This is a genomic window from Ruminococcus sp. RTP21198st1_G1_RTP21198_201120 (assembly GCF_040924265.1).
GTDB classification, from domain to species: Bacteria; Bacillota; Clostridia; order Oscillospirales; family Ruminococcaceae; genus Hominimerdicola; species Hominimerdicola aceti.
This window is the reverse complement of sequence record NZ_JBCOMH010000020.1, coordinates 16255-36749: the sequence shown is the minus strand read 5'-3', so window position 1 is coordinate 36749 and position 20495 is coordinate 16255. Positions and strand designations below refer to the sequence as shown.

Here is a 20495-nt window from a genome sequence, read left to right as displayed (position 1 = left end):
CAGTAAAATTGCAGAGCTTTTCTTTGTTGGTTTTGGTACTGGATTTCCGCAGAATTTTGTAGTATTGTTGTACATGGAGGTGAAATTAGATGCCCAAAAACAGAGTAATACCGTTCGGCTACTGCATGAAAAACGGCGAAATAACGACCGAACCAAAAGAAGTTTATGCAGTTGCAGAGATTTTCAGAGAATATCTGAATGGCAGCAGTTTACTTCAAATTGCAAAGCTTATGGAGTCCGAGAACATTCGATATACCGAGGATTCTGACCATTGGAACAAGAACATGGTCAAGCGGATAATCGAAAATGAGAAACATCTCGGAACTGACAAATATCCACAGATAATTGATGAGGATATTTTCAATCAGGCAAATGAAAAGCGGATAAGAAAGGCTAATACGCTTAATCTGGTATGCGATGATTTACAGGAAATCAGAAAGGTTACATACTGCCTTGAATGCGGAGAAAAGCTTTTCAGAAAAACCAACGGCAAGGGACGTGAATATTGGAACTGCGGAAATCCCGATTGCTTTAAATATGAATATCGACTGACCGACCAAATGATAATAGGAGCGGTATTGACCGTTCTGAACACAGCTATTGCAAATTCAAGCCTATTAGAGTACGGCGGCGAAATAAGCGTGTATTCCCCTACTGTAGATGTGATTAGAAAACAAAATGAAATCAATCAGATGTCCGATTCTATACAAATGGACTTTGACCGAGTGAAATCTGAGATTTTCAAGCTTGCCGAGATGAAATATGATTGCTGTACTTACAATGACAGTCCGCAGAAAACAGCGGAAATCAAGGCTCTGCTTGAAAATCACGAACAATTAAATACGCTCGATATAGGCTTATTCAAAGCGTGTGTTTCACGAATTTGGATAAGCCATTTTTGCACCATAGAGGTTGAATTTATCAACGGCATACACATCAAAAATATAACGGAAAGGAAGCTTGAAAATGACCACAGCAACAAATGTAACGATAATTCCTGCGAAAGTGCAGACTGCGGAAAATCGCAGTAAATACCACCAGTTGAGAGTTGCCGCATACTGCCGAGTTTCTACCGAGCAGGAGGAACAGCAGAATTCGTATCAGGTTCAGATTGCGTATTACACTGATTTAATTAATCGAAAAAAGGAATGGACGCTGGCAGGAATATTTGCTGACGAGGGCATAAGCGGAACGCAGACAAAAAAACGTACCGAATTTAATCGCATGATCCGTATGTGCAGAAACAAGAAAATCGACCTTGTAATTACCAAGTCGATATCAAGATTTGCCAGAAATACTGTGGATTGTTTGGAATATGTGCGACAGTTGAAAGACCTCGGGATCGGAGTGATTTTCGAGAAAGAGAACATCAATACGATGACAATGACTTCTGAATTTATGATAGCTCTGTACGGAAGTTTTGCTCAGGCAGAATCGGAGTCAATAAGCAAAAATGTAAGCTGGGGAAAAGAAAAAGCTTACCGTGAGGGCAAGGTACAGTTTCAGTATAAATATCTTCTCGGTTACAAAAAAGGTGCAGACGGCAAGCCTGAAATAGTTCCTGAAGAAGCGGAAACAGTTAAGCTGATTTTTAATATGTACCTTGACGGATACACGCTTTTAAATATCGCAGATACGCTTATGGCTCAGGGCAGAAGGACGGCTACAGGCAAAAATATTTGGAGTAAAGGCGAGGTTCAGCGTATTCTGAAAAATGAAAAATATGTCGGCGACGCACTTCTGCAAAAAAGTTTTACGGTGGACTGCATAACTCACAAAGTGGTGAAAAATAACGGTGAACGTCCTATGTATCTTGTGACAGACCATCATACGCCGATAGTTGACCGTGACACGTTCAACCGAGTACAGCAGGAGCTTGCAAGGCGAACTTCCAAGCGTAAAATCAGCGATAAAACCAAAACTGAGCAAGGCAAATACAGCGGAAAATATGCTTTATCCGAGCTGCTGATATGCGGTCACTGCGGAACTCCATACAGACGCAGGGTGTGGTCAAGAAACGGCAAAAAGCAGGTGGTCTGGCGGTGCATAAGCCGTCTGGAACACGGTAAAAAGTACTGCCCCGATTCACCTACGATCAAGGAAGAACAGCTCCATAAGGCGATAATTCGGGCGATAAACAATTACTATTCCTGCCGAAATGATATTGCAAGGATTTTAAAAGCGAATATTGGTTCGGTGCTTGAATGTCAAGGTCAGGAGGAAATTTTAGCTGCAGGAAAAAGACTTAGGGAAATCGACCAAGCAAGAAATGATTTAGTCAATTTGATAGCCTCCGGCGGCTGCGACGAGGACAAGCTTGACAGTGAATTTGAAAAGCTTTATGCGGAAGAACAGCAGTTGAGCGAACGTCTTGAAAATCTGAAATTGCAGAACAAAACTTCAGAAGGAACACAGGCGAAACTTGATGAAATTATGGATATGATAGAGCATGAAAAGTTTGAGTTGGAAACCTTTGATAATGTGCTGATACGCAAATTAATCGAGTGCATAAAAGTACTGAGTAAGACCGAAATATTGGTGATTTTCAAGGGCGGATACGAAGTTAGAACGGAAATTGAATAACGATTAAATTTACGGCTTGCGGAGAAATCTGCAGGCTGTTTTTGTTGGGAGGCGGTTATTTGGCAGGCAATTTTGATGGGATAAAGACAAGAAATTTTGGCATTGAGATAGAAATGACAGGCTTAACTCGCTGTCAGGCGGCAAAAGCGCTTTCAGGTGTTCTGGGAGGAGAGGTTGTCCATGAGGGTGGCACTTATGATAAATATACGGTTAAAGATATTAAAAGCAGGGATTGGTCTATTGTGTACGACGGAAGTATCAACTGTTACAATGCAAACGGCGACCGAGCTTCCAAATCCTACAGTGTGGAAATGAATTCTCCTGTTCTTGAATATGGGGATATTCCGCTTTTGCAGGAGGTTGTACGAGCTCTTAGAAAAGCGGGCGGAGTAACAGGTCCGAGATATTGTGCAGGCACGCATATACACATTTCGGCAGACGATTACACTCCGCAGCAGATACGCAATCTTGTAAATATTTTTGCAAGTAAGGAGGACTTTCTGTGGGACGCTTTGCAGGTTTCTTCTGCTCGTGAATCCTACTGTCACAAGATGGATAAGCAGTTCATCGAGGAAATTAACCGAAAAAAGCCTAAAGATATGGAAGAAATAAAGGGGCTTTGGTATCACGGCAGAATGAGCGAACAGTTTCAGCATTACTCAAATAGCCGATATGTTATCTGCAATCTGCACTCATTCTTTCAGCATGGTCATTACGAGATAAGGGCATACAACGGAAGTCTTCATGCAGGAGAGGTAAGAAGTCAGATAGTTCTTGCGCTTGCCATAAGCAATGCGGCAATGACTAAGAAATACTGTTCTCCGCACGTTTCGCAAAGCGATAATATGCGGTACAGCTTTCGTGTATGGCTTTTGAATCTTGGACTTATCGGAGATGAGTTCAAGAATTGCAGAACGCATTTGCTAAAACATTTGGATGGCGATATTGCATGGCGGCACCCGGAGGACGGAATAGCCGCAAGAGCAAAGCTGAAAGAAAAACGTGAAGCTGAACGGCAAGCCGCCCGTGGGCAGCGTGTCGAGCCTGTAAGCGAGGTTCAGGAGTTAAACGAAAATGTATCCGATGAAAATTCAGAGCCGACAGAGAGCGAATGTGAGAACTTTGAAGAAGATGAAGAAATGGGCATGGAAATGTCAATGTGATCGGAGGTAGAGAATGAAAAATAAACAGTTATATATTGCATATGGAAGCAATATAAATTTGGAGCAAATGGCATACAGATGTCCACATTCAAAGGTTGTAGGAACATCAGAAATCAAGGATTATGAATTAGAGTTCAGGGGCGTTGCAACAATCGTTCCGAATAAGGGTGCAAGAGTTCCCGTTCTGATATGGGAGCTTGACGAAAGGGATTTGCCTACTCTTAACAAATACGAAGGCTACCCCAGTTTCTACAGGCAGGAAAAAATGACCTTTGAAATGGACGGAAAAACCTACGAAGGTATGGCATATCTGATGAATCGTGGGACAATTTCTCCACCGAGTCAGCAGTATTACAACACGATTTTGCAGGGATACAGAGAAAACGGTTTGGACGAGAAATATCTTCAAACTGCTCTTGAAAATTCTCAGCAGCTTGAGTATTACGTGAATGATGAATTCGATGAGGATTTTGATGAAGATTACGATCTTGACGACGATATGCAGATGAAATTTTAGGAGGTTCAGCGTAATGAGATACAAAGGATTTTATGTGAAAATAACCCCCGATACTGATTTGCATCGGGAGGATAAGGACGGAAATGATATTTGCTGTAACGGCTTTACTATAGAAGTTTTTGCAGATGAGGCCGAAAAGCTTGAAATTGATGTTTTTTCGGCGGCGGTAGATTTTGAGATTTTTGAAAACAGCTTATCTGAGGCTGAACAGTTCGCAAAAGACTATATTGACAGCGAAGAAAAAGAATACCGTAGAATGATAAATGAGTTCAATGAATATTGATCGGGAGGAATAATTTATGATTTCTAAAAATACTTTTGTTACAATGATAGACACTATCAGCGAGGTAATTGAAGAAAGCAAGGCGATGTGCAGATGTCCGATATCGGGCATCTTTTTTGATGAAAATTCAAAATCAGAATTGCTTGCAGGCTGTGATTATCAGCAGGATTTAATAAAAATGTTGGAGGTCGTTATGCTCGACCGTTACAGCATTATTCGTGATTTTCTTTACAAGCGTGATGAGAACGGAGAACTTTTCTTTGGAATTCCACGGGCTGACGGTGTAATCGAGTTTTTTCTTATTTCAACCACTGAAGAATTATATGATTATCTGTTGGAACAAACGGTTGATATATTATTGAATTTTGTGTCAGCTTTATATGATGACTTTTAAGATGTTGGCTGTACAACTGAGTACAGCCTTTTACATATTTATTTTTCATAATTTCTCTATGTGATAAAATGAACTTGAAAAGAGACCAATATATATATGAAACTGATATGGCAAAGAGCTTAAAATAATACTTTTGAAGTATGCATCCATTTGGTCTCAGCAAGACATAACAGGACACCAATTTTGATACAATGCGTATCTTGATTGGTGTCCGTTTTCTTTATCCGAAAGTCCTTGTTTAATGGGATTTGTCAACACAATTTAACGAAAGCAGGCAATAAAGCTCGCAAAGGAGATTGGCACCAAGGCAGCAGATGAGCTGCGCATCCCCAAAGGGACGCTGGTGACGTGGGTGCAAAAAGGCGCGGATTGGGGAAATAGACACAGGTGCAGGCTCACGTACACCAGGAGAGTCACTTACTATCGCACAGCAGCTTCAGGCAGCAAACAAGCGGATCAAAGAGTTTGAAAAGAAAAAACCGTGAGCTTGAAGAGCTTAATGAATTTCTGGAGAAAGCATCTGCTTTTTTCACCGCGAACCGTCGGAAGTCTGGAAAGAAGAACGGTTAAAGTTCATTTTCAAAACGTTAATTTTCATTTACTGCGTCACACATACGCTACTGTTTGTATTGAGAATGGCTTTGATGCTAAAACTGTCAGCGAGTTGCTAGGTCATTCTAATGTTAATATTACACTTAACCGCTATGTTCACTCATCGCTTGATACAAAAAAAGAAATATGTTGAAAAACTCAATTTTGTAGCTTAAAAGTTTTTAGCCGTCAGAAACATCTTATTGGTAGTAAATAATGCATGATTTTACGTTGATTTTTTGCCTTTTTGCCTGTAGGTGCAGATTTTGCGAAAAAATTATATTTTGTTTTGTAAACTATTATACCAGAAAATTGATAAAATATGTATTGATTTTCTGATAAATGTTTGGTATAATGGCGAATAAAGGCGGTGATCGTATGATCAGAGTTGCAATTTGTGATGATGATAAACATATGCAGGAAAGTTTATCAAAGTATTTGTTAGATTATTCAATGCAATGTGACAGAGAAATTGATCATGCAGAATTTGATACTTGTGAGGAATTAATGGACGAGTATCTCAAGGGGAACTCGTTTGATGTTATATTGCTCGATATTGAATTTAAAAATAATGAGGAAAAACAAATGAATGGTATTGAGCTTGGAAAAAGATTGCGTGGACTGTATGCCAATGACAACACTGCTATTGTTTATGTGACATCTTATGGCGAGTATGCTATTGACTCCATTAAAATAAGGCCCTATGATTATATAAAAAAGCCAATTACCTATGAAAGAATAGTTGAATTTTTTGAAACTTATTATTTGGATCAGGCTAAGAGAAAAAAGGTGTTTGAATATACTGCACATAAAGTCAAAAACAGTATCATAGTATCTAATATTTGTTATTTTGAGAGTCAGGGCAGAACAATAGTGATACATACTATTACGAATCAATACACCTTTTACGGAAAATTATCTAATCTGCTTGACAATGAAAGTTTAAGTGATTTTATCAGTATTCATAAATCGTATTTAGTAAATAAGAATTATATTGAAAGATTCACTTCACATTCAGTCGTCCTTATTGGCATAGACCGAGTGGAATTGCCGATAAGCCCTAATAAGAAAATGGAGGTCAGTGAACAGCTGTTGAAAGAATGATATGACTACTTTATTTTATTTGTTTTCAAATGTGTTTCACATATATGCCACTTATCAGTTTTCCAATGTGTTTTTACAAAAGAAAAAAGAGTCGGCAAAATCAGATATTGTCCTGTTTACACTTTATTACATTATAAATAGCTGTGCGTATTTGGCCTTTGACAATCGATTGATTACGATTCTGTCAAACATTATACCATTTATTCTTATATTTTTGTACTATAAAGTATCGTTATTTAAGTCTTTGTTGTCAGCATTTGTGTTATGTGTTTTTTCCATTGTAGTAGATACAGCGGTTGTTGCTATACAGTCTTTACTCAATATAAACTCTGTTTTTTTTGATGAGGGATTTGTATCAAATATTGTGTTTCTAACACTTGTAAATATCATAGCTAAGAGCTATTTTAAATACAGCGATCAAATTGTAAAATTACCAATAATGTATTATATTACTGTGATATTTGTTCCGCTTGGCAGTATAATGGTTGGTTACTTTGTCGCAAAAGATCTCAATGTCATATCGTTGATTTTAAGCGTTATCATATTATTGATGAACATAGTTATTCTTTACCTTTATGATAATTTGGTAAATATGTTTTCCCAGCAATATGAAACTGACGTTATTGAGCAGCAAAACAAGGCATATCTTAATCAGTTGCATTTAATGCAGGAATCTCAGATGAAGATAAGATTTTTAAAGCATGATATGAAAAATCATATTATCAATATGCAAAGTTTGCTTAGTGCTGAGAAATACGATCAGCTTAAAGATTACCTTGCTGAAACCAATGATTATATTTATAGTAATAATGTTATTATTGACTCAGGAAATGAAACGATCGACAGTGTTCTGAATTACAAATTGGCACCGTTAGAGAACAACAGCGTTGAAAAAAGTTATCATGTTGTTCTTCCTGAGCAAATTCTTATTAGTTCATTTGATTTAAATATTGTTATTTGTAATCTGATAGATAATGCACTTGAAGCGTTAAGCCTCCTAGGAGAGAACGATGAAAAGAAGATAACTATCGATATTGTTTATAAGCAGGGTTACATTAAAATATTAGTAGGAAATTCATTTGACGGAATTATACACAAGGATAAAAGGACAAGAAAAAATGATGAGATAAATCATGGAATAGGGTTAAAGAGTGTTCAAAATATCGCGGAAAAATATGGAGGACTTTTAAAAACTAATGTATCTGATAACTGGTTTGAAACATCAGTGATAATGTATGAAAAATAGAGGTAACAATAAGTTACCTCTATTTTTTTTACAAAAAAGACGTTCTTTTTGACATTTACGGTTTTGTATTCTTATATTATGTATAATCAAGTCATAACTTGTTATGAAAGGAATAAAATCATATGAAAAGAAATTTAATGAAACTCAGCACAAGAATGGGTAAGGTGTTTGCTGCGTTGGCACTTTTGGTTACTGTATCAAACGTGAATTCTACATGCCTTTTCATCACTCACCAGCCTGAACTGCCTGCTGATTATAAGAAACTGCGTAAGTTCTAATGTTTAAGAAAACTGCCTGCAAAATAACGCAACGTCTATGTGAAAAAGGTATTATATCCGAAAGCGATTTCGATTTGTATGAATACGGATTTAATATGGGGATAACGGTTTTACTTAACCTTATCAGCACTATAGTTATCGGCGTTATTGCGAGCAATGTGTTTGAAAGCATAGCTTTCTTTGTTTTTTATATACCACTGAGAAGCTATGCCGGAGGATACCACGCTAGCACCCCGAGGAGGTGCTATTTTATTTCCATTTGAGGATTTTCATACTTACTATGTTGGTATGAATAGAATTTGGTTTCATAATGAATGTAATTTGCCGACTAAAAGATCAAAAAATTTTGTAAAAAGAGTCAATCACAGGGATGGTAGTGTTTCAATAACAAAAAAAATAGATAATAAAAATGTAACCGTAAAGTATACAAAAAATAAAGACGGAAATTTATATCCTAGGTTCGAGAAATTTGCTCATCCAGAGCACCCTAATCCGATAAAAATGAAAGCAAAATTAACTGGTGTTTTTAGAAAAGATGTTAAAATCATTCGTAATGAAACTGGTATAAAATTACCAAAGGATTATACTTGGCACCATTTGGAAGATGGAAAAAGTGTGTTAATGGTTCCTTCCAAAATCCATTCACCAAGGTGTGGCGGATTTAATCATATGGGCGGAGCAACTAAAATAAGACACGGAATAATTTAAAGGAGGATAATTATGAAACTGGTCGAAGTTGGCGAAAAGCTAAGCAGCAAGGATATCAAGGAAATGGAGGGTGAACTGAATTTAAGCTTTCCAAAGGACTATAAGGACTTTTTGCTGAAAACAAACGGCGGAATGCCTGAGGATGAAGTGGAGTTCGATTTTATTGAGAACGGAACTTCCGACGAGGATGAGTTTGAGCAGGGCAGTGATATACACTATTTCTATGATGACAACGAGATAATGGAGTCATACGAGAATTTGGTGGACGAGGAACTTATCCCCGACGAATATCTGCCGATAGCCTGTGATTCTTTTGATAATCAGATATTGCTGTGTTTGGGCAAAGGCGATAATTATGGTACGATATATTTTGCAGACGCTGAAAGCGAAGAGAGCGAGGACTCAGGTTGGGTGCTGTCAAAGGTGGCAGACTCATTTACTGCGTTCTTGGGTATGTTAAAACCTGCGGAGGACTGATAAAAAATGGAGGTAGTTATATGTTAAAAGATTACGTTAAATTCAGAGATATTGATGTGTCACGAATCGAACAGTGTAAGGGCAGATTGCCTGAAGAATTGTTTGATTTTTGGAGAGAGTTTGGTTTGGGAACATTCTACAATGGTTACTTAAAAGCGATAGACCCGAACGAGTATATCGAACTTGTGCAGCAGTCATATTTTGACGGTGAAGTTACTATCCCGATATTTGCGACAGCATTTGGTGATATCATTACATGGGAAGATAACAAGTATATCGGGATACTCAAGTATAGATATCAAGATAGTGATATAATATCAACTGGATTTGAGGACTTTTTTGAGGAAGTTGAAGAGGGCGTCCTTGATGACGATTATTTCACTATCAAAAAGTATAACGCAGCAGTTAAGAAATATGGTGAACTGGAGTATGATGAGTGCTTTGGATATGTTCCGCTGCTTGCACTTGGCGGAAAAGAGTCTGTAAAAAACCTTAAAAAAGTCAAAATGCGTGAGCATATTGCACTTATAGCTGAACTGACAGACGGCATTTAAAACTATTTTACTTTAACAATATGGAGGTAATAAAATGCCAACAAACCAAGAAAAAGTTTCACAGCTTTTAGCGGCAAGGAGATATATAATAATCCTAAAACGGGAAAACAATTAGTATATGATACAGATGGTAATTACTTTAGGATTGAAGACACAACTTTAACGGGAAAAAGAGTATACACTTATCTATTTTCTAACTTGCGTTTTGAATCTATATATGAGAAGATTCTAAGCTTATTCATTTGGTGATCAACGGCGAAGAGATCATAACGACTGAAACCCACCCGTTTTATGTAAAAAAATCAAGGCTTTGTCAACGCAGGAGAACTTGCAGTCGGTGATGAATTGCTTGACTCAAACAAAAACATTCTTTTGGTTGAAAATTTTGATGTTGAGTTGACAGACGAACCAACTACAGTGTATAATTTTCAGGTAGAAGATTTACATACATATCACGTTAGTGGTTTTGGTGTGTTGGTGCATAATGCTGGCGATGATTATGCTAAGCCTACTGAACCATATAATAGAAGAAAACATTATGGCAATACTCCAACGAAGAAAGACCGGCAGGTTGTGGGTGGTTCTCCAGATCATGATCCCCCATTGGTTAAACGATATTATGAAGGAGACCCTAGTACAGGTGAAAAGCCAGGTTATCAAATGACCGCCAGTGAACGAAGGGCAAGTGCATAAGATCGTAGTCGGATGAAGCCAGCAACTAGGTTAGAACAGAATTCGCAAGGTGGACGAATGTCACATTATTCGAAGGAGATGAAGAAAAAGTATGGACTTGATAAAAAAGATTGAAGAACATTATCTAATAAATTGGGGTGAGTGCACAGAGTATATTTTTAATGATAAAGAACCTATTCATAATTTGTTGCCATTTTTTAAAGTGCTGAAATTTAAACCCAATGAAAAAAGAAATTCATGGATATATGCAACTTGCGGGATGTCAGGGAAAGACAAAGAGCAAGGATTAGAATTATTTATACTAGCTTCAACCGAGAATAACTTTTTAATTAATTTGCTTGTAGCTATAGCACATTATTATGCTAGCGGAAATATGCTTGGTTTAGGACACACGGTTAATTTTGGCTGTGCTTGGTACGAAAACTCTAAATGTGACCATGGTTTAATTTCATTGCCTTACTTAGATGGACCAGAACTTGAGTGGTTAGAAACTAAATCTATGAACATTAGGTTTTTATGGCTTATACCAATAACTGAGGAAGAATTACGATATAAAAAAGAAAATGGCTTAGAAGCATTAGAAAATATATTTGAAGAAACTGAATTTAACTATATTGATCCATTTCGTGACAGTGTAGTATAAGGTTAACGTCATTTCAACAGACCCTGAAACAATGGAAACTTCTCCGAAAACAGTTCTTGAAACCTACATAAGAGAAGATTCCAAACTAATTCACCTAGTTATAAATTGAAATACATCATGATAATCAAAATCCCAATGACCATTTTATGAAAAAAATCAAACTGATCATCGACTGGGTGGTAATTATAAAAAAACACCCTCACTATAATGAAGGAAGTAAAATTAATCGTGCTCAATGGCGTCAGCAAAAGAAAAATTATTGGAAAAATGAGTGGGATTCGGGAAGGTGGAAATAAATGAATAATTATAAGTATTTTAGTGATGTCTTAAAGAATGGATACTTCACAGAAACACCATGTCAGTTTTGTGGAAGTTCTGAACATTGTCTTGAAGGATCTTTTTTTGACAGAGATGACAATCTTGTATCTATATGTCTCAATTGCTTTGATAAACGAAAAGTAAGTGTAGATATTCCTAGCTATATAGCAGACAGAGTTGTAAAAAAACAAAATGAAAAAGTAACTGAATTGAGTTTTTGTCCACCTGTACCTTGGATTCAAAATAACGATTGGCCTGTTTGCTGTGATGATTATATGACATATATAGGTGAGTGGGAAAGGGAAGATTTTATCAAAAATTCTACAAACGGTGATGGATTGTCTTTACTAAAAGAACTTTTGATTGATGAACTAAAGAATAATGTTGAAAGTTACGAAGCACTTTGGGCGGATTTAGGATATGAAACTGCTGCATTTGTTTTTAAATGTTCAAAATGTGGAAACAAAGTGGTTTTATGTCAAGATTATTGATGATATCATTTTGTAGATTAAAAAGGAGAAGATTATGGGACTTATAGGAATAAAGGCTGCAAAAAATGATTTTAATGCAGCTATAGCAAAAATCGTAAGAAAATATAGGGATATGTCACTGTCTGAAATCAAGAAGATAGTGTTGGAGGGTAATTATTTATATGAGTGTGATTATGTTGATGAGCAGGGTATCAAGGTGATACTGTCTATTGATTCGGAGCTGAATAAGAGCGGGATAGCGACTGTTATTTACGAGCACGACCGGATAACGGACCTTGCTAGGCTCATATGCTGAAACTGCGGAGCAGGTAGAGGAAGAAATGGACAGAGAGGCATTGTTAGAAAAAAATCTCATGTGTTTGTGACTTGCTTGCTGAAGTTAATGGTTTTGATAATATTTCTGATTTTTATTATCTAAAAAAATATTGCCGAACTAATAAAAATAAAGAAACTTTGTAAAAAGCATTCCATTAATAAGTATGTGAGTATGGACATAAAAATTTTCTTATAAGGCACAAAATGCAAAAGTGTTTGGACTTTAACAGAACCTAATGAAAATTATAAGGAAATATTGGGAATGGCACTGTTAAGAAAATCAAATAAGGAGAAAATAAGGCAATCAAATGAAAATAAAACATTTTGGTGGAACTGAATATGCAAATAATATTTCTGAATTTTCGGAAATATTACAAAAAAGGTATGGCGATGATGTCAACGAGTTTTGGATCACTAATGATACTCAAGATAATCCTTGCTTAGTGATATTGGTAAACAAAGAAATGGCGAATCTCACCTATTTTCCAGACGAGGAGTCACTCGGTTTTCAGTCAGTTGGTCGCCAAACCGGTCAGACCAATGAATATTGTATTTTTTATACTAATACACCTGAGGAAGAAATTGAAATCAGCAGAGATTCAATTATCTCAGTAAATAAAGCTTTCGAGGCAGCCAAAAAGTTTTTTTATAAATGTGAAATGCCGGATAATATTGAGTGGGCTGAAAATTAAAGGTTTATAATTTTTAGGTAGAGAATATCGTACGAAACAAAGAAAATTAATTAAAGCAGGCAAAATCCAAGATGCTTTTGATATGTTAAAGGAGGGCAAGACAAAATGAGTATAGAGATTAAAGTTGAACCGTACATTTCGGTAGGAAAATGTGTCTTTGGAATGACACGAAATGAATTAACCAAAATGTTAGGAGAGCCAATTTCAACAAATAATTATGGTTATCCGTCTTCTGATGGATTTATAGATGATTATAACTTTTTTTATCTTCTTAGTGATAAAAACGAAGTTTTTGAAGCAGTTGAGATTTTTCCTATATATACTGATGAATTGATTATATTGATTTATGATAACAAAAAAAATTGAATTAAGCACTGATCTTGAAAAGACCTTAATGGAATTTGCAAAGATAACAGATGATATGATTCAAGATGAGGACGGTTATTCAAGTGTAAAGCTTGGTATGAGGCTGTTCTGCCCTGATGGACAAGTGGAGAACGCTATTTTTTACAAACAACATTACTATGATTAAACACAGGAAAATTTTCATACATGACAAATTAAGCAATATGCTGCGTTGACTATTTAAGGTTTATAACTTCAAAGCTGAGGATCATCATATTTACTTTGTTGGTGATCGTGCGGTTTGGGAGCATAATAAAAACTGTACTTCATGTATGAATGAAGATGGAGGTTCTCCAGACTTAGATAACGTCGTTTCGCAGAGAAGTGATTTAAATAGGGCAGTAAAAAATACAGATAATTATCGAAGTATGGAAAGAGAGTGGTCGAAGGCATTAAAGAGTGGTAAAAAAGTTACTGATGTAGACATTAAGCTTACATACGAAAATGGTTCATCACGACCATCTGTTTTTGATGTAAGTTATAAAATTGATGATTTAAAAATTATAAGACACTTTACACAATAAAGGAGAAAATTATGATCAAAGGTTTTGAAGACGCATTCACTGATTTACAGTCAGAATTTGTTTCGCTATGTATGGAATACACCAACGGAAGTGTTGATAAAATATATATCTATATTTATCAAGACACATCGCAGAAAATGTTCAACGCTATTTTTGTTAAAGGACAGAATGTTATACCTGCTGGGAATTTTGCCGATGATGAGGCCTCTGACGAGTTTTTATCGATCGGAATAAAAGATATTGACAAACTGGTTGAATTGTGCGATATGTATCAATGTAAAGGTCCTAATGAATATAAGTTGGAGTTTGATGTTGCTACTCATAAATTCGATGCATCCTACCGTTATGATAACTATACCAAGAGTGGAATATCACCTGTGTCGGAATTGATGAGTTGGTATGAAGAAATTAAAGAGAAATATGGCAAATAATCAATCGATGTTCAGAATGTGATGAGGCGATAAAAGGGAATGTTTAAAAATTTTTTTAAATTTGTTGGTGAAAACAAGAGTTGCCGTTCAATTAAAGACTTTATCAATGCTGTCTCTGGTAAAAGTTATTTAAACGGAATGTACAGATTCTTTGAAAAAAATGATATTGATGAGTGGAATGATATTGTTGGTGACTGTTTCCCTAAATATAAAGATACTTTTTCAGTTTTAAGTTATGATTGGATGGGTCGTATATTTGCTTTGGAAAAGAAAACGAATATGGTGATACTTTTTGAACCTGGTACAGGTGATGTTTATGATACCGATGCCGATATAATAAAATTCCATGATGAACTCATTTCCCAAAATCCTATTGAGTGTCTTGTGTCGGACTTGTTTGAATATTGGTATAAAGCAAATGACTACAAACCTCTGGCCTATAAGGATTGTGTCAGTTATAAAGTGCCTCTGTTTTTAGGTGGTAAAGACGAACTGGATAACCTTGATATATGCGATATGGAAGTATATTGGGAAATAATGATGCCATTAATGAATCTTTAACCAATATACTTACGGAGGTGTAAAATTGCCAAGCAACCAAGAAAAAGTTTCACCAGATGCCAAAGCGAAAAAAGCTGTTAATTCAGTATATGGCAAAAAAACTGACCCGATATATGGATACGAAGTTGATACGCTGGAAGCTGATCATATTATGCCTCTAAAAGAAATAACTGAACAGTCAGGACTTGATCAGTTGAGTTTTGAAGACCAGAAAGCAATTGCAAATTTAGAAGAAAACTTTATGGGACTTGGAAAACGAACAAATGCATCTAAAGGTGCTAAATCTATCAGTGCTTGGTCGGGACATTCAAAGTTAGAAGCAATCTCTGAAGAAGCACAACAGTTTTTAAATCAAAAAGATGAAGCTGCTCGTGCAGCTATTGCAAAAGCAATAAGTGAAAGGTTAGGAAAGAAATGAATACTTATACCAAAGAGATTAACGGAATAAAGTATACAATTAAAGTTGATGATATGCTTTACTTTCAATCACAAGCATTATGGAGAGCAATATCTGATATTCCTGTTGGTAGATTAAAAGACGGATTTAAAATTCAAATTGGTTTTTCCTTATATATTTTGCAAAAGGCAATCAGTGGTTATTGTATAGTTACACCTGATTATGAGTCAACACCATTCTTAAAAGTTACTGAGGATTTAACACTTGCTTTTTGGATTCAAATGGAACAGTTGGATATGTTACAAAAATATCATATTAATGGTGAAACAATTAGATTTGATGATAAAATTGCTGTTGCTAAAGGTTCTATAGTTAAACCCAAAATTTGTTTACAAAGATTTAGAGATTTAGGTGGCTCAGGTTGGTGTGTGAATGAGATATTTCAAAATAAAGATGGTAAATTCTCCAACGTTGATACTACGGAATACGAATCAATTTATGCTTATCAATTATTAAATATACGTCCCTCCGTCTTAAAGGCGCTTATGTTGCCGTATGACTATATAGTAGTCATTGACGGAGATGATATAATTGAGCTTTTAAATGAAAAGGATGAAAGTATTATTACAAAAAACAGTCCTTGAAACATACATAAGAGAAGATAATAAGCTTATTCATTTGGTGATCAACAGCGAAGAAATTATTACAACTGAAACCCACCCGCTTTATGTGAATGATCGTGGCTTTGTCAACGCAGGGGAATTGACACTTAGTGATAAGCTTCTCGATACACATGGCAGTCATTTGTCAATTGAAAAAAAGTAATATTGAGTTGACAAAAAAACTACTGTTGTATACAATTTTCAAGTTGAAGATTTTCATACTTATCTTGTTGGTGGTTTTCGCATACTTGTACATAATGCAGGGGATGCATATAAACGTCCGTCAGGTTATCGTAAAGGCGTTAGGGATAAAACATGGGAAGAAGCAAAGGCGAATTCTCCTGATGAAATTGTTCGTGATCCTAAAACAGGAAAACCAATTAACCCCAATGAGCCTTGGAATATGGGGCATAAACCTGGTTATGAGTTTAGAAAACATCGAGCAAGTGCACAGGAACGTGGTATAGACAGAAAACAGTTTTTAGATGAACACAATGATTCGTCCCACTATCGCCCAGAACTTCCAAGTTCAAATAGAAGTCATTCTTGTGAAGATATGACAGATCAATATTTAGGACCATGATTTTAGATTATTTGTCATAAGCTTGAATTGGTAGTTAAATAACTATTATTGCATTAGTTGGTATTGAAAGTATGTATATAACAACATAAATTTTTGGAGGTGCAATATGGAAAATATGCAAAACAAAAAAGAGATTTTTAAAATCATTCACGAGACCGTAAAACTAACACCGAAGGTTATTTCATATTCTGATGAAACCGAAAGTCATAAGATCGATATATACATTGGTGAAAATAGGCCAGATGTTGGTCTTACAACATATTCAACTATTGGTTTGTCAGAGTATCCAATAGAAATTGTGGATAGACAAGGAAGAGAAATCAGGGTGGAATTTATAGGTATGTGCACGAGTGAGTTCACAAGTTTTCCTAATATATTAGCGTCCTGTGCGTTCAATATTATCAAGGATCATTATTCGTACACTCCTGGAATGGTGAACATGAATGTTATTGATGATTATTATAAAAACTTAGAAATGAGGCATATTTATTACACTATCCCGTCATACTGGGAGGATTTGCAAGGCCATCTTATTGACGGTCATATAGTAAACTGGCTGTTTGCAATACCTATCTCGGACAATGAACTGGATTATTTAAACGAAAATGGTGTAGACGCTTTTGAAGACTTGTTGGAAAGCAATGATACTGAGGTATATGATTTGTATCGAAGGTCTATCATCTAAATGACACCCTATTGTGAACAGCGAAGAAGTCGTTACAACTGTTGACCATCCGACCACCCGTTTTATGTAAAAAATCAAGGCTTTATCAAAGCATGGATATGTGGGAATTATGTAACAGTGATTAGATATTAGTTACGCAGATAACTCAAAGTTTCCAACGGTGTAGAATTTTCAGGTAGAAGATTTTCATACCTATCATGTTGGTGAGTTTAGAATACTTGTACATAACGCAGATTACAAAATTACATTATCAAGAGAAAAGTATCCAGAGTCTGCAAAACACATTGAGGATGCAATAAAAAATGGTCAGCCGAGGGAACTTACAATAAATAGAAGTGTAGCAAAATCTAATATAAAAGCGTCACTAAAGGCAATTAGCAAAGTTTCAGGTAAGGATTTGGATGAGTATCCTTTTGCAATGTGTAAAGAAGGAGGCAAAGGGACTCATGTTCGTGCAATCAAAAGATCCGATAATAGAGGTTCAGGTTCTTTTATTGGGCATAAACTAAGGGGTCTCCCCGATGGGGCTACATTTGAAATAATAATTGTTGATTAATGGAGGTTAATGAAAATGCAGGAAAATAATAAATTGTGGTTAGAGGTCAAGGAAATGTTTGAAACGTCACAGACAGAGGTAACGATATTTAATGGTGCTGGGTCAGACAGTGCTAAAATATGTGATATGCTTAGAGTAACTTCTGCGTCTGCTATGGGTGCTGTCATGCTGAACACATCAGGAGTTGTATTTGATGATTGGATAAGACTTTATGGCGGTGATACATCTGATAGGGTAGGCATATCTAAAATAAATTTGCTGTCTAAAAACGGTACACCTGAGAGGGTCAAACAAATGCTTATCGTTGCCACTGATGTTGTGGGCGGTATATTTGCGATCAATTCAGGCAAATTTGATGAGGGCATAGGCGATGTGTGGTATTTTGCTCCTGATACTTTGGATTGGGAAGATCTTGAGTTAAGATACTCTGAATTTATTGCCTGGCTCGCTCAGGGGAATATAGATGAATTTTATAGTTCAATGAGGTGGACAAATTGGAGAGAATCTGCAAAGAATGTGGAATTTGATAAATCCATTTTGATATATCCGTTTCTTTGGTCCGAAGAAGTTAACATTGAAACTGCGTCAAAATCAATAGTTCCATTTGACGAGTTGTTTGCTACAAACATGGAATATAGAGAAAAGTTTGGCATTGGCGATTAATAGATCTTAATTGGAGATTAATTTCTGAACTAATAGTTGGTGATGAACTTCTTGATGTAAACGGAAATGTTCTTTTAGTTGAAAATTTTGATGTTGAGTTGACAGATAAACCAGTAAAGGTGTATAATTTTCAGGTAGAAGATTTCCATACTTATCATGTTGGCGAAAATGGAGTTTGGGTTCATAATGCAAATTGCAAGTTGATAAAAAATGATGACGGTACATATGATGCTGAGCTATCATATAAAGAGGATTGGACACCAGAGCAACGAGCAGAAGCCGATGCAAAATGTAAAGCTTTATCGGATGCTGATACTGTAAAAACTAAGGTTGAAAGAAATGATTCTCCGTCTGTAGAATATAAGAAGGCATTTGGAAAAGATTCGATACCAGCTGGCAAAGATATTGATCACACAATAGATTTACAACTTGGCGGAAATCCTGATGTAAAAGTTAATGGAAAGCCTTTGGATAAAAGTGTAAATAGGAGTCTTGGCAAACAAATAGGCTATTTGATTAAAGATTTTGATTACGGTACAATAATAAGGAAATTTACAATGGTCAATCGACAATAAATTATTGAGGAGTGTTAATTCATGTACGAAAATTTTAACGAATTCATTAAGAATAATGAAAAATTGGATATTAAAAGCGAAAGAGAGTTTTTAGAGGTTTATAATGGTAAATCATTCTTAAATGGGCTATACAGAATCCATAATCTAGAAGATAGAGAAAAATGGAATGAAATAATAGGTAAAACATTTCCGCCAGCAATGGGAAAAATAATGGTTTTTGGCTATGATTGGCTAGGACGGAGTTTTGCAATTTATAATGAGACGGATACAGTACTGATGTTTGAGCCAGGAACAGGTGAAGCCTTTGATACTGATTTTAACTTTTATGACTTTCACAATAAAGAAATTCCCACTAATCATTTGGTATGCTTAGCTTCAGAGTATTATGAAAAGTGGCGTAAGGCAAATAACAATTATATTTTACCGCATAACAAGTGCGCAGGTTACAAAGTACCGCTATTCCTAAATGGAAAAGATGTGGTGGAAAATCTTGAAATATCTGATATGGAAGTATATTGGGAAATAATGATGCCATTAATGAATCTTTAACCAATATACTTACGTAGGTGTAAAATTGCCAAGCAACCAAGAAAAAGTTTCACAGCTTTTAGATACTATTAGGAGTTGTAGTAAAATACAACTGTATAAACTCTGACTATTATTGAGAGCAAAGACGATTTTTACGACGAGTACTACTACATGAAGCCCGAATGTGAAAAAAGCCGTTGGGAGAAATTCAAAGACGGCTGCAAAAAGGTCGGCGAATGGTGTAAGAATCATTGGAAAGCTGCTATAACAATAGTAATAGTTATTGCGGCTGTGATTTTAGTAGCCACCGGTGTCGGTGGTATATTGGGTGCTATGGCATTAGGCGCATTGTTCGGCACAGGCATAGGAGGTCTTTTCGGCGGTATTATTTCTGCTGTTACAGGAGGTTCGTTTTGGATGGCTTTGAAAACGGAGCGTTTTCAGGAGCTATTGCAGGAATTATTTCAGGAGGAATGGGATTTGGGTTGTCTGCCGGAGGAAAAGCCGCTTTAGGACTTGGCAAAACTATGCTTATTGGTGCAGCATCGGGCTTGGGTTCCTCTCTAATTAGCGATTTAGGAGATATATTAATTAAAGGTGAAGATATTTCGTTAGGCGAGGTATTTTTCAATGCTGCTTTTTCTGGTGCATTTGGAGCTGCATTTGCAGGGGCTAGCTATGGCTTTTCTAAAGCCTTTGGTTCACTATTAAAAAAATTCTTCCTGGCTTTCAAAAGCAAAAGGGTTATTTAGAATTGGCAAAACTTCTAATGCTAATTATGGTAAAATAACATCTTATACGACAACAAATCCTAAGGGTATTTCAATAAATTTTTCAAGTTATAATTCTAAGTCATTTAGAATTGAATTTGACGT

The 20495-nt window shown here is 36.0% G+C and carries 32 protein-coding genes and 2 pseudogenes; all 34 read left to right on the top strand.

Annotated features, from left to right (window positions below):
* Positions 1 to 89 precede the first annotated feature (89 nt).
* The 34 genes and pseudogenes from AB5627_RS12390 to AB5627_RS12225 all read left to right on the top strand — a co-directional run bounded on the left by AB5627_RS12390 (position 90) and on the right by AB5627_RS12225 (position 20372).
* Positions 90 to 1031, top strand: a complete 942-nt coding sequence (locus AB5627_RS12390; RefSeq protein ID WP_265290874.1) for a recombinase family protein — start codon at positions 90 to 92, stop codon at positions 1029 to 1031.
* The gene (locus tag AB5627_RS12385; protein ID WP_265290875.1) at positions 967 to 2583 is read left to right on the top strand and encodes a recombinase family protein; all 1617 of its coding nucleotides are present in this window, start codon (positions 967 to 969) and stop codon (positions 2581 to 2583) included. Before AB5627_RS12390 ends, AB5627_RS12385 begins: the two co-directional genes overlap by 65 nt.
* Positions 2584 to 2642: 59 nt before the next feature.
* The gene (locus AB5627_RS12380) at positions 2643 to 3746 is read left to right on the top strand and encodes an amidoligase family protein (protein WP_022287576.1); all 1104 of its coding nucleotides are present in this window, start codon (positions 2643 to 2645) and stop codon (positions 3744 to 3746) included.
* Positions 3747 to 3759: 13 nt separating this feature from the next.
* The gene (locus AB5627_RS12375) at positions 3760 to 4263 is read left to right on the top strand and encodes a gamma-glutamylcyclotransferase family protein (protein ID WP_265290876.1); all 504 of its coding nucleotides are present in this window, start codon (positions 3760 to 3762) and stop codon (positions 4261 to 4263) included.
* 13 nt (positions 4264 to 4276) lie between these two features.
* Positions 4277 to 4546: a hypothetical protein gene (locus tag AB5627_RS12370; protein ID WP_177443210.1), complete on the top strand. Its 270-nt coding sequence runs from the start codon at positions 4277 to 4279 to the stop codon at positions 4544 to 4546.
* A gap of 16 nt (positions 4547 to 4562) precedes the next feature.
* The gene (locus tag AB5627_RS12365) at positions 4563 to 4940 is read left to right on the top strand and encodes a hypothetical protein (protein WP_117905761.1); all 378 of its coding nucleotides are present in this window, start codon (positions 4563 to 4565) and stop codon (positions 4938 to 4940) included.
* Between the two features lie 589 nt (positions 4941 to 5529).
* Positions 5530 to 5685 (top strand): annotated as a pseudogene (locus tag AB5627_RS12360) (tyrosine-type recombinase/integrase); the annotation flags it as partial.
* Between the two features lie 224 nt (positions 5686 to 5909).
* On the top strand, positions 5910 to 6635 hold the full coding sequence (locus AB5627_RS12355; protein WP_022287933.1) for a LytTR family DNA-binding domain-containing protein: 726 nt from the start codon (positions 5910 to 5912) through the stop codon (positions 6633 to 6635).
* Between the two features lies 1 nt (position 6636).
* The gene (locus AB5627_RS12350; protein ID WP_022287932.1) at positions 6637 to 7881 is read left to right on the top strand and encodes a sensor histidine kinase; all 1245 of its coding nucleotides are present in this window, start codon (positions 6637 to 6639) and stop codon (positions 7879 to 7881) included.
* Between the two features lie 122 nt (positions 7882 to 8003).
* The gene (locus tag AB5627_RS12345) at positions 8004 to 8159 is read left to right on the top strand and encodes a cyclic lactone autoinducer peptide (protein WP_337400593.1); all 156 of its coding nucleotides are present in this window, start codon (positions 8004 to 8006) and stop codon (positions 8157 to 8159) included.
* Positions 8159 to 8422, top strand: coding sequence for an accessory gene regulator B family protein (locus AB5627_RS12340; protein ID WP_368369871.1), 264 nt, complete (start codon positions 8159 to 8161; stop codon positions 8420 to 8422). Before AB5627_RS12345 ends, AB5627_RS12340 begins: the two co-directional genes overlap by 1 nt.
* Complete coding sequence (locus AB5627_RS12335) at positions 8367 to 8867, top strand: HNH endonuclease (RefSeq protein WP_265290878.1); 501 nt, start codon at positions 8367 to 8369, stop codon at positions 8865 to 8867. Before AB5627_RS12340 ends, AB5627_RS12335 begins: the two co-directional genes overlap by 56 nt.
* Before the next feature lie 12 nt (positions 8868 to 8879).
* Positions 8880 to 9344 (top strand): SMI1/KNR4 family protein, encoded by a 465-nt coding sequence (locus AB5627_RS12330; RefSeq protein WP_265290879.1) that lies wholly within the window; start codon positions 8880 to 8882, stop codon positions 9342 to 9344.
* Positions 9345 to 9364: 20 nt separating this feature from the next.
* Positions 9365 to 9898: a T6SS immunity protein Tdi1 domain-containing protein gene (locus AB5627_RS12325; RefSeq protein ID WP_265290880.1), complete on the top strand. Its 534-nt coding sequence runs from the start codon at positions 9365 to 9367 to the stop codon at positions 9896 to 9898.
* A 345-nt stretch (positions 9899 to 10243) separates the two neighbouring features.
* Complete coding sequence (locus tag AB5627_RS12320; protein ID WP_265290881.1) at positions 10244 to 10591, top strand: HINT domain-containing protein; 348 nt, start codon at positions 10244 to 10246, stop codon at positions 10589 to 10591.
* A 91-nt stretch (positions 10592 to 10682) separates the two neighbouring features.
* The gene (locus tag AB5627_RS12315; RefSeq protein ID WP_265290882.1) at positions 10683 to 11234 is read left to right on the top strand and encodes a suppressor of fused domain protein; all 552 of its coding nucleotides are present in this window, start codon (positions 10683 to 10685) and stop codon (positions 11232 to 11234) included.
* 296 nt (positions 11235 to 11530) lie between these two features.
* A complete protein-coding gene (locus AB5627_RS12310) occupies positions 11531 to 12043 on the top strand; it encodes a CbrC family protein (RefSeq protein WP_022286657.1) in 513 nt (170 codons plus the stop codon).
* A 34-nt stretch (positions 12044 to 12077) separates the two neighbouring features.
* Complete coding sequence (locus AB5627_RS12305) at positions 12078 to 12338, top strand: hypothetical protein (protein ID WP_265290883.1); 261 nt, start codon at positions 12078 to 12080, stop codon at positions 12336 to 12338.
* 328 nt (positions 12339 to 12666) lie between these two features.
* Positions 12667 to 13050 (top strand): Imm1 family immunity protein, encoded by a 384-nt coding sequence (locus tag AB5627_RS12300; protein ID WP_267302041.1) that lies wholly within the window; start codon positions 12667 to 12669, stop codon positions 13048 to 13050.
* 105 nt (positions 13051 to 13155) lie between these two features.
* Positions 13156 to 13416 (top strand): hypothetical protein, encoded by a 261-nt coding sequence (locus AB5627_RS12295; RefSeq protein WP_265290885.1) that lies wholly within the window; start codon positions 13156 to 13158, stop codon positions 13414 to 13416.
* A gap of 311 nt (positions 13417 to 13727) precedes the next feature.
* Complete coding sequence (locus AB5627_RS12290) at positions 13728 to 13979, top strand: DNA/RNA non-specific endonuclease (RefSeq protein WP_265290886.1); 252 nt, start codon at positions 13728 to 13730, stop codon at positions 13977 to 13979.
* Between the two features lie 11 nt (positions 13980 to 13990).
* Positions 13991 to 14410, top strand: a complete 420-nt coding sequence (locus tag AB5627_RS12285; protein WP_117940518.1) for a hypothetical protein — start codon at positions 13991 to 13993, stop codon at positions 14408 to 14410.
* Between the two features lie 39 nt (positions 14411 to 14449).
* A complete protein-coding gene (locus tag AB5627_RS12280) occupies positions 14450 to 14971 on the top strand; it encodes a T6SS immunity protein Tdi1 domain-containing protein (protein WP_256322183.1) in 522 nt (173 codons plus the stop codon).
* Between the two features lie 25 nt (positions 14972 to 14996).
* Positions 14997 to 15389 (top strand): hypothetical protein, encoded by a 393-nt coding sequence (locus AB5627_RS12275; RefSeq protein WP_117893138.1) that lies wholly within the window; start codon positions 14997 to 14999, stop codon positions 15387 to 15389.
* Positions 15386 to 16012, top strand: a complete 627-nt coding sequence (locus AB5627_RS12270; RefSeq protein ID WP_265290887.1) for a hypothetical protein — start codon at positions 15386 to 15388, stop codon at positions 16010 to 16012. Before AB5627_RS12275 ends, AB5627_RS12270 begins: the two co-directional genes overlap by 4 nt.
* Entirely contained in the window at positions 15972 to 16193 is a 222-nt protein-coding gene (locus AB5627_RS12265) for a polymorphic toxin-type HINT domain-containing protein (protein WP_368369870.1), read from the top strand. The genes AB5627_RS12270 and AB5627_RS12265 overlap by 41 nt, the downstream gene beginning before the upstream one ends.
* Positions 16194 to 16274: 81 nt before the next feature.
* Positions 16275 to 16613, top strand: coding sequence for an HNH/ENDO VII family nuclease (locus AB5627_RS12260; protein WP_118158312.1), 339 nt, complete (start codon positions 16275 to 16277; stop codon positions 16611 to 16613).
* Positions 16614 to 16719: 106 nt separating this feature from the next.
* Positions 16720 to 17298, top strand: a complete 579-nt coding sequence (locus AB5627_RS12255; protein ID WP_265290888.1) for a suppressor of fused domain protein — start codon at positions 16720 to 16722, stop codon at positions 17296 to 17298.
* Between the two features lie 214 nt (positions 17299 to 17512).
* A complete protein-coding gene (locus AB5627_RS12250) occupies positions 17513 to 17854 on the top strand; it encodes a NucA/NucB deoxyribonuclease domain-containing protein (RefSeq protein WP_368369875.1) in 342 nt (113 codons plus the stop codon).
* Positions 17855 to 17869: 15 nt separating this feature from the next.
* A complete protein-coding gene (locus tag AB5627_RS12245) occupies positions 17870 to 18517 on the top strand; it encodes a DUF2625 domain-containing protein (RefSeq protein ID WP_265290889.1) in 648 nt (215 codons plus the stop codon).
* Between the two features lie 2 nt (positions 18518 to 18519).
* Positions 18520 to 19092: pseudogene (locus AB5627_RS12240) on the top strand (polymorphic toxin-type HINT domain-containing protein); the annotation flags it as partial.
* Between the two features lie 21 nt (positions 19093 to 19113).
* Entirely contained in the window at positions 19114 to 19641 is a 528-nt protein-coding gene (locus tag AB5627_RS12235) for a DUF1851 domain-containing protein (RefSeq protein WP_117893150.1), read from the top strand.
* A gap of 150 nt (positions 19642 to 19791) precedes the next feature.
* Positions 19792 to 20133, top strand: a complete 342-nt coding sequence (locus AB5627_RS12230; protein ID WP_117958462.1) for a hypothetical protein — start codon at positions 19792 to 19794, stop codon at positions 20131 to 20133.
* Positions 20094 to 20372 carry a hypothetical protein gene (locus AB5627_RS12225; protein WP_302837611.1) on the top strand — a complete coding sequence of 93 codons (279 nt, stop codon included), beginning with the start codon at positions 20094 to 20096 and terminating at the stop codon, positions 20370 to 20372. The genes AB5627_RS12230 and AB5627_RS12225 overlap by 40 nt, the downstream gene beginning before the upstream one ends.
* Positions 20373 to 20495: the final 123 nt, after the last annotated feature.

Coding starts and splice junctions, on each gene's coding strand:
- AB5627_RS12390 (WP_265290874.1), top strand. CDS start 90: ATGCCCAAAAACAGAGTAATACCGTTCGGCTACTGCATGAAAAACGGC.
- AB5627_RS12385 (WP_265290875.1), top strand. CDS start 967: ATGACCACAGCAACAAATGTAACGATAATTCCTGCGAAAGTGCAGACT.
- AB5627_RS12375 (WP_265290876.1), top strand. CDS start 3,760: ATGAAAAATAAACAGTTATATATTGCATATGGAAGCAATATAAATTTG.
- AB5627_RS12370 (WP_177443210.1), top strand. CDS start 4,277: ATGAGATACAAAGGATTTTATGTGAAAATAACCCCCGATACTGATTTG.
- AB5627_RS12365 (WP_117905761.1), top strand. CDS start 4,563: ATGATTTCTAAAAATACTTTTGTTACAATGATAGACACTATCAGCGAG.
- AB5627_RS12355 (WP_022287933.1), top strand. CDS start 5,910: ATGATCAGAGTTGCAATTTGTGATGATGATAAACATATGCAGGAAAGT.
- AB5627_RS12350 (WP_022287932.1), top strand. CDS start 6,637: ATGACTACTTTATTTTATTTGTTTTCAAATGTGTTTCACATATATGCC.
- AB5627_RS12345 (WP_337400593.1), top strand. CDS start 8,004: ATGAAAAGAAATTTAATGAAACTCAGCACAAGAATGGGTAAGGTGTTT.
- AB5627_RS12340 (WP_368369871.1), top strand. CDS start 8,159: ATGTTTAAGAAAACTGCCTGCAAAATAACGCAACGTCTATGTGAAAAA.
- AB5627_RS12335 (WP_265290878.1), top strand. CDS start 8,367: ATGCCGGAGGATACCACGCTAGCACCCCGAGGAGGTGCTATTTTATTT.
- AB5627_RS12330 (WP_265290879.1), top strand. CDS start 8,880: ATGAAACTGGTCGAAGTTGGCGAAAAGCTAAGCAGCAAGGATATCAAG.
- AB5627_RS12325 (WP_265290880.1), top strand. CDS start 9,365: ATGTTAAAAGATTACGTTAAATTCAGAGATATTGATGTGTCACGAATC.
- AB5627_RS12315 (WP_265290882.1), top strand. CDS start 10,683: ATGGACTTGATAAAAAAGATTGAAGAACATTATCTAATAAATTGGGGT.
- AB5627_RS12310 (WP_022286657.1), top strand. CDS start 11,531: ATGAATAATTATAAGTATTTTAGTGATGTCTTAAAGAATGGATACTTC.
- AB5627_RS12305 (WP_265290883.1), top strand. CDS start 12,078: ATGGGACTTATAGGAATAAAGGCTGCAAAAAATGATTTTAATGCAGCT.
- AB5627_RS12300 (WP_267302041.1), top strand. CDS start 12,667: ATGAAAATAAAACATTTTGGTGGAACTGAATATGCAAATAATATTTCT.
- AB5627_RS12295 (WP_265290885.1), top strand. CDS start 13,156: ATGAGTATAGAGATTAAAGTTGAACCGTACATTTCGGTAGGAAAATGT.
- AB5627_RS12290 (WP_265290886.1), top strand. CDS start 13,728: ATGAATGAAGATGGAGGTTCTCCAGACTTAGATAACGTCGTTTCGCAG.
- AB5627_RS12285 (WP_117940518.1), top strand. CDS start 13,991: ATGATCAAAGGTTTTGAAGACGCATTCACTGATTTACAGTCAGAATTT.
- AB5627_RS12280 (WP_256322183.1), top strand. CDS start 14,450: ATGTTTAAAAATTTTTTTAAATTTGTTGGTGAAAACAAGAGTTGCCGT.
- AB5627_RS12270 (WP_265290887.1), top strand. CDS start 15,386: ATGAATACTTATACCAAAGAGATTAACGGAATAAAGTATACAATTAAA.
- AB5627_RS12265 (WP_368369870.1), top strand. CDS start 15,972: ATGAAAAGGATGAAAGTATTATTACAAAAAACAGTCCTTGAAACATAC.
- AB5627_RS12255 (WP_265290888.1), top strand. CDS start 16,720: ATGGAAAATATGCAAAACAAAAAAGAGATTTTTAAAATCATTCACGAG.
- AB5627_RS12245 (WP_265290889.1), top strand. CDS start 17,870: ATGCAGGAAAATAATAAATTGTGGTTAGAGGTCAAGGAAATGTTTGAA.
- AB5627_RS12235 (WP_117893150.1), top strand. CDS start 19,114: ATGTACGAAAATTTTAACGAATTCATTAAGAATAATGAAAAATTGGAT.
- AB5627_RS12230 (WP_117958462.1), top strand. CDS start 19,792: ATGAAGCCCGAATGTGAAAAAAGCCGTTGGGAGAAATTCAAAGACGGC.
- AB5627_RS12225 (WP_302837611.1), top strand. CDS start 20,094: ATGGGATTTGGGTTGTCTGCCGGAGGAAAAGCCGCTTTAGGACTTGGC.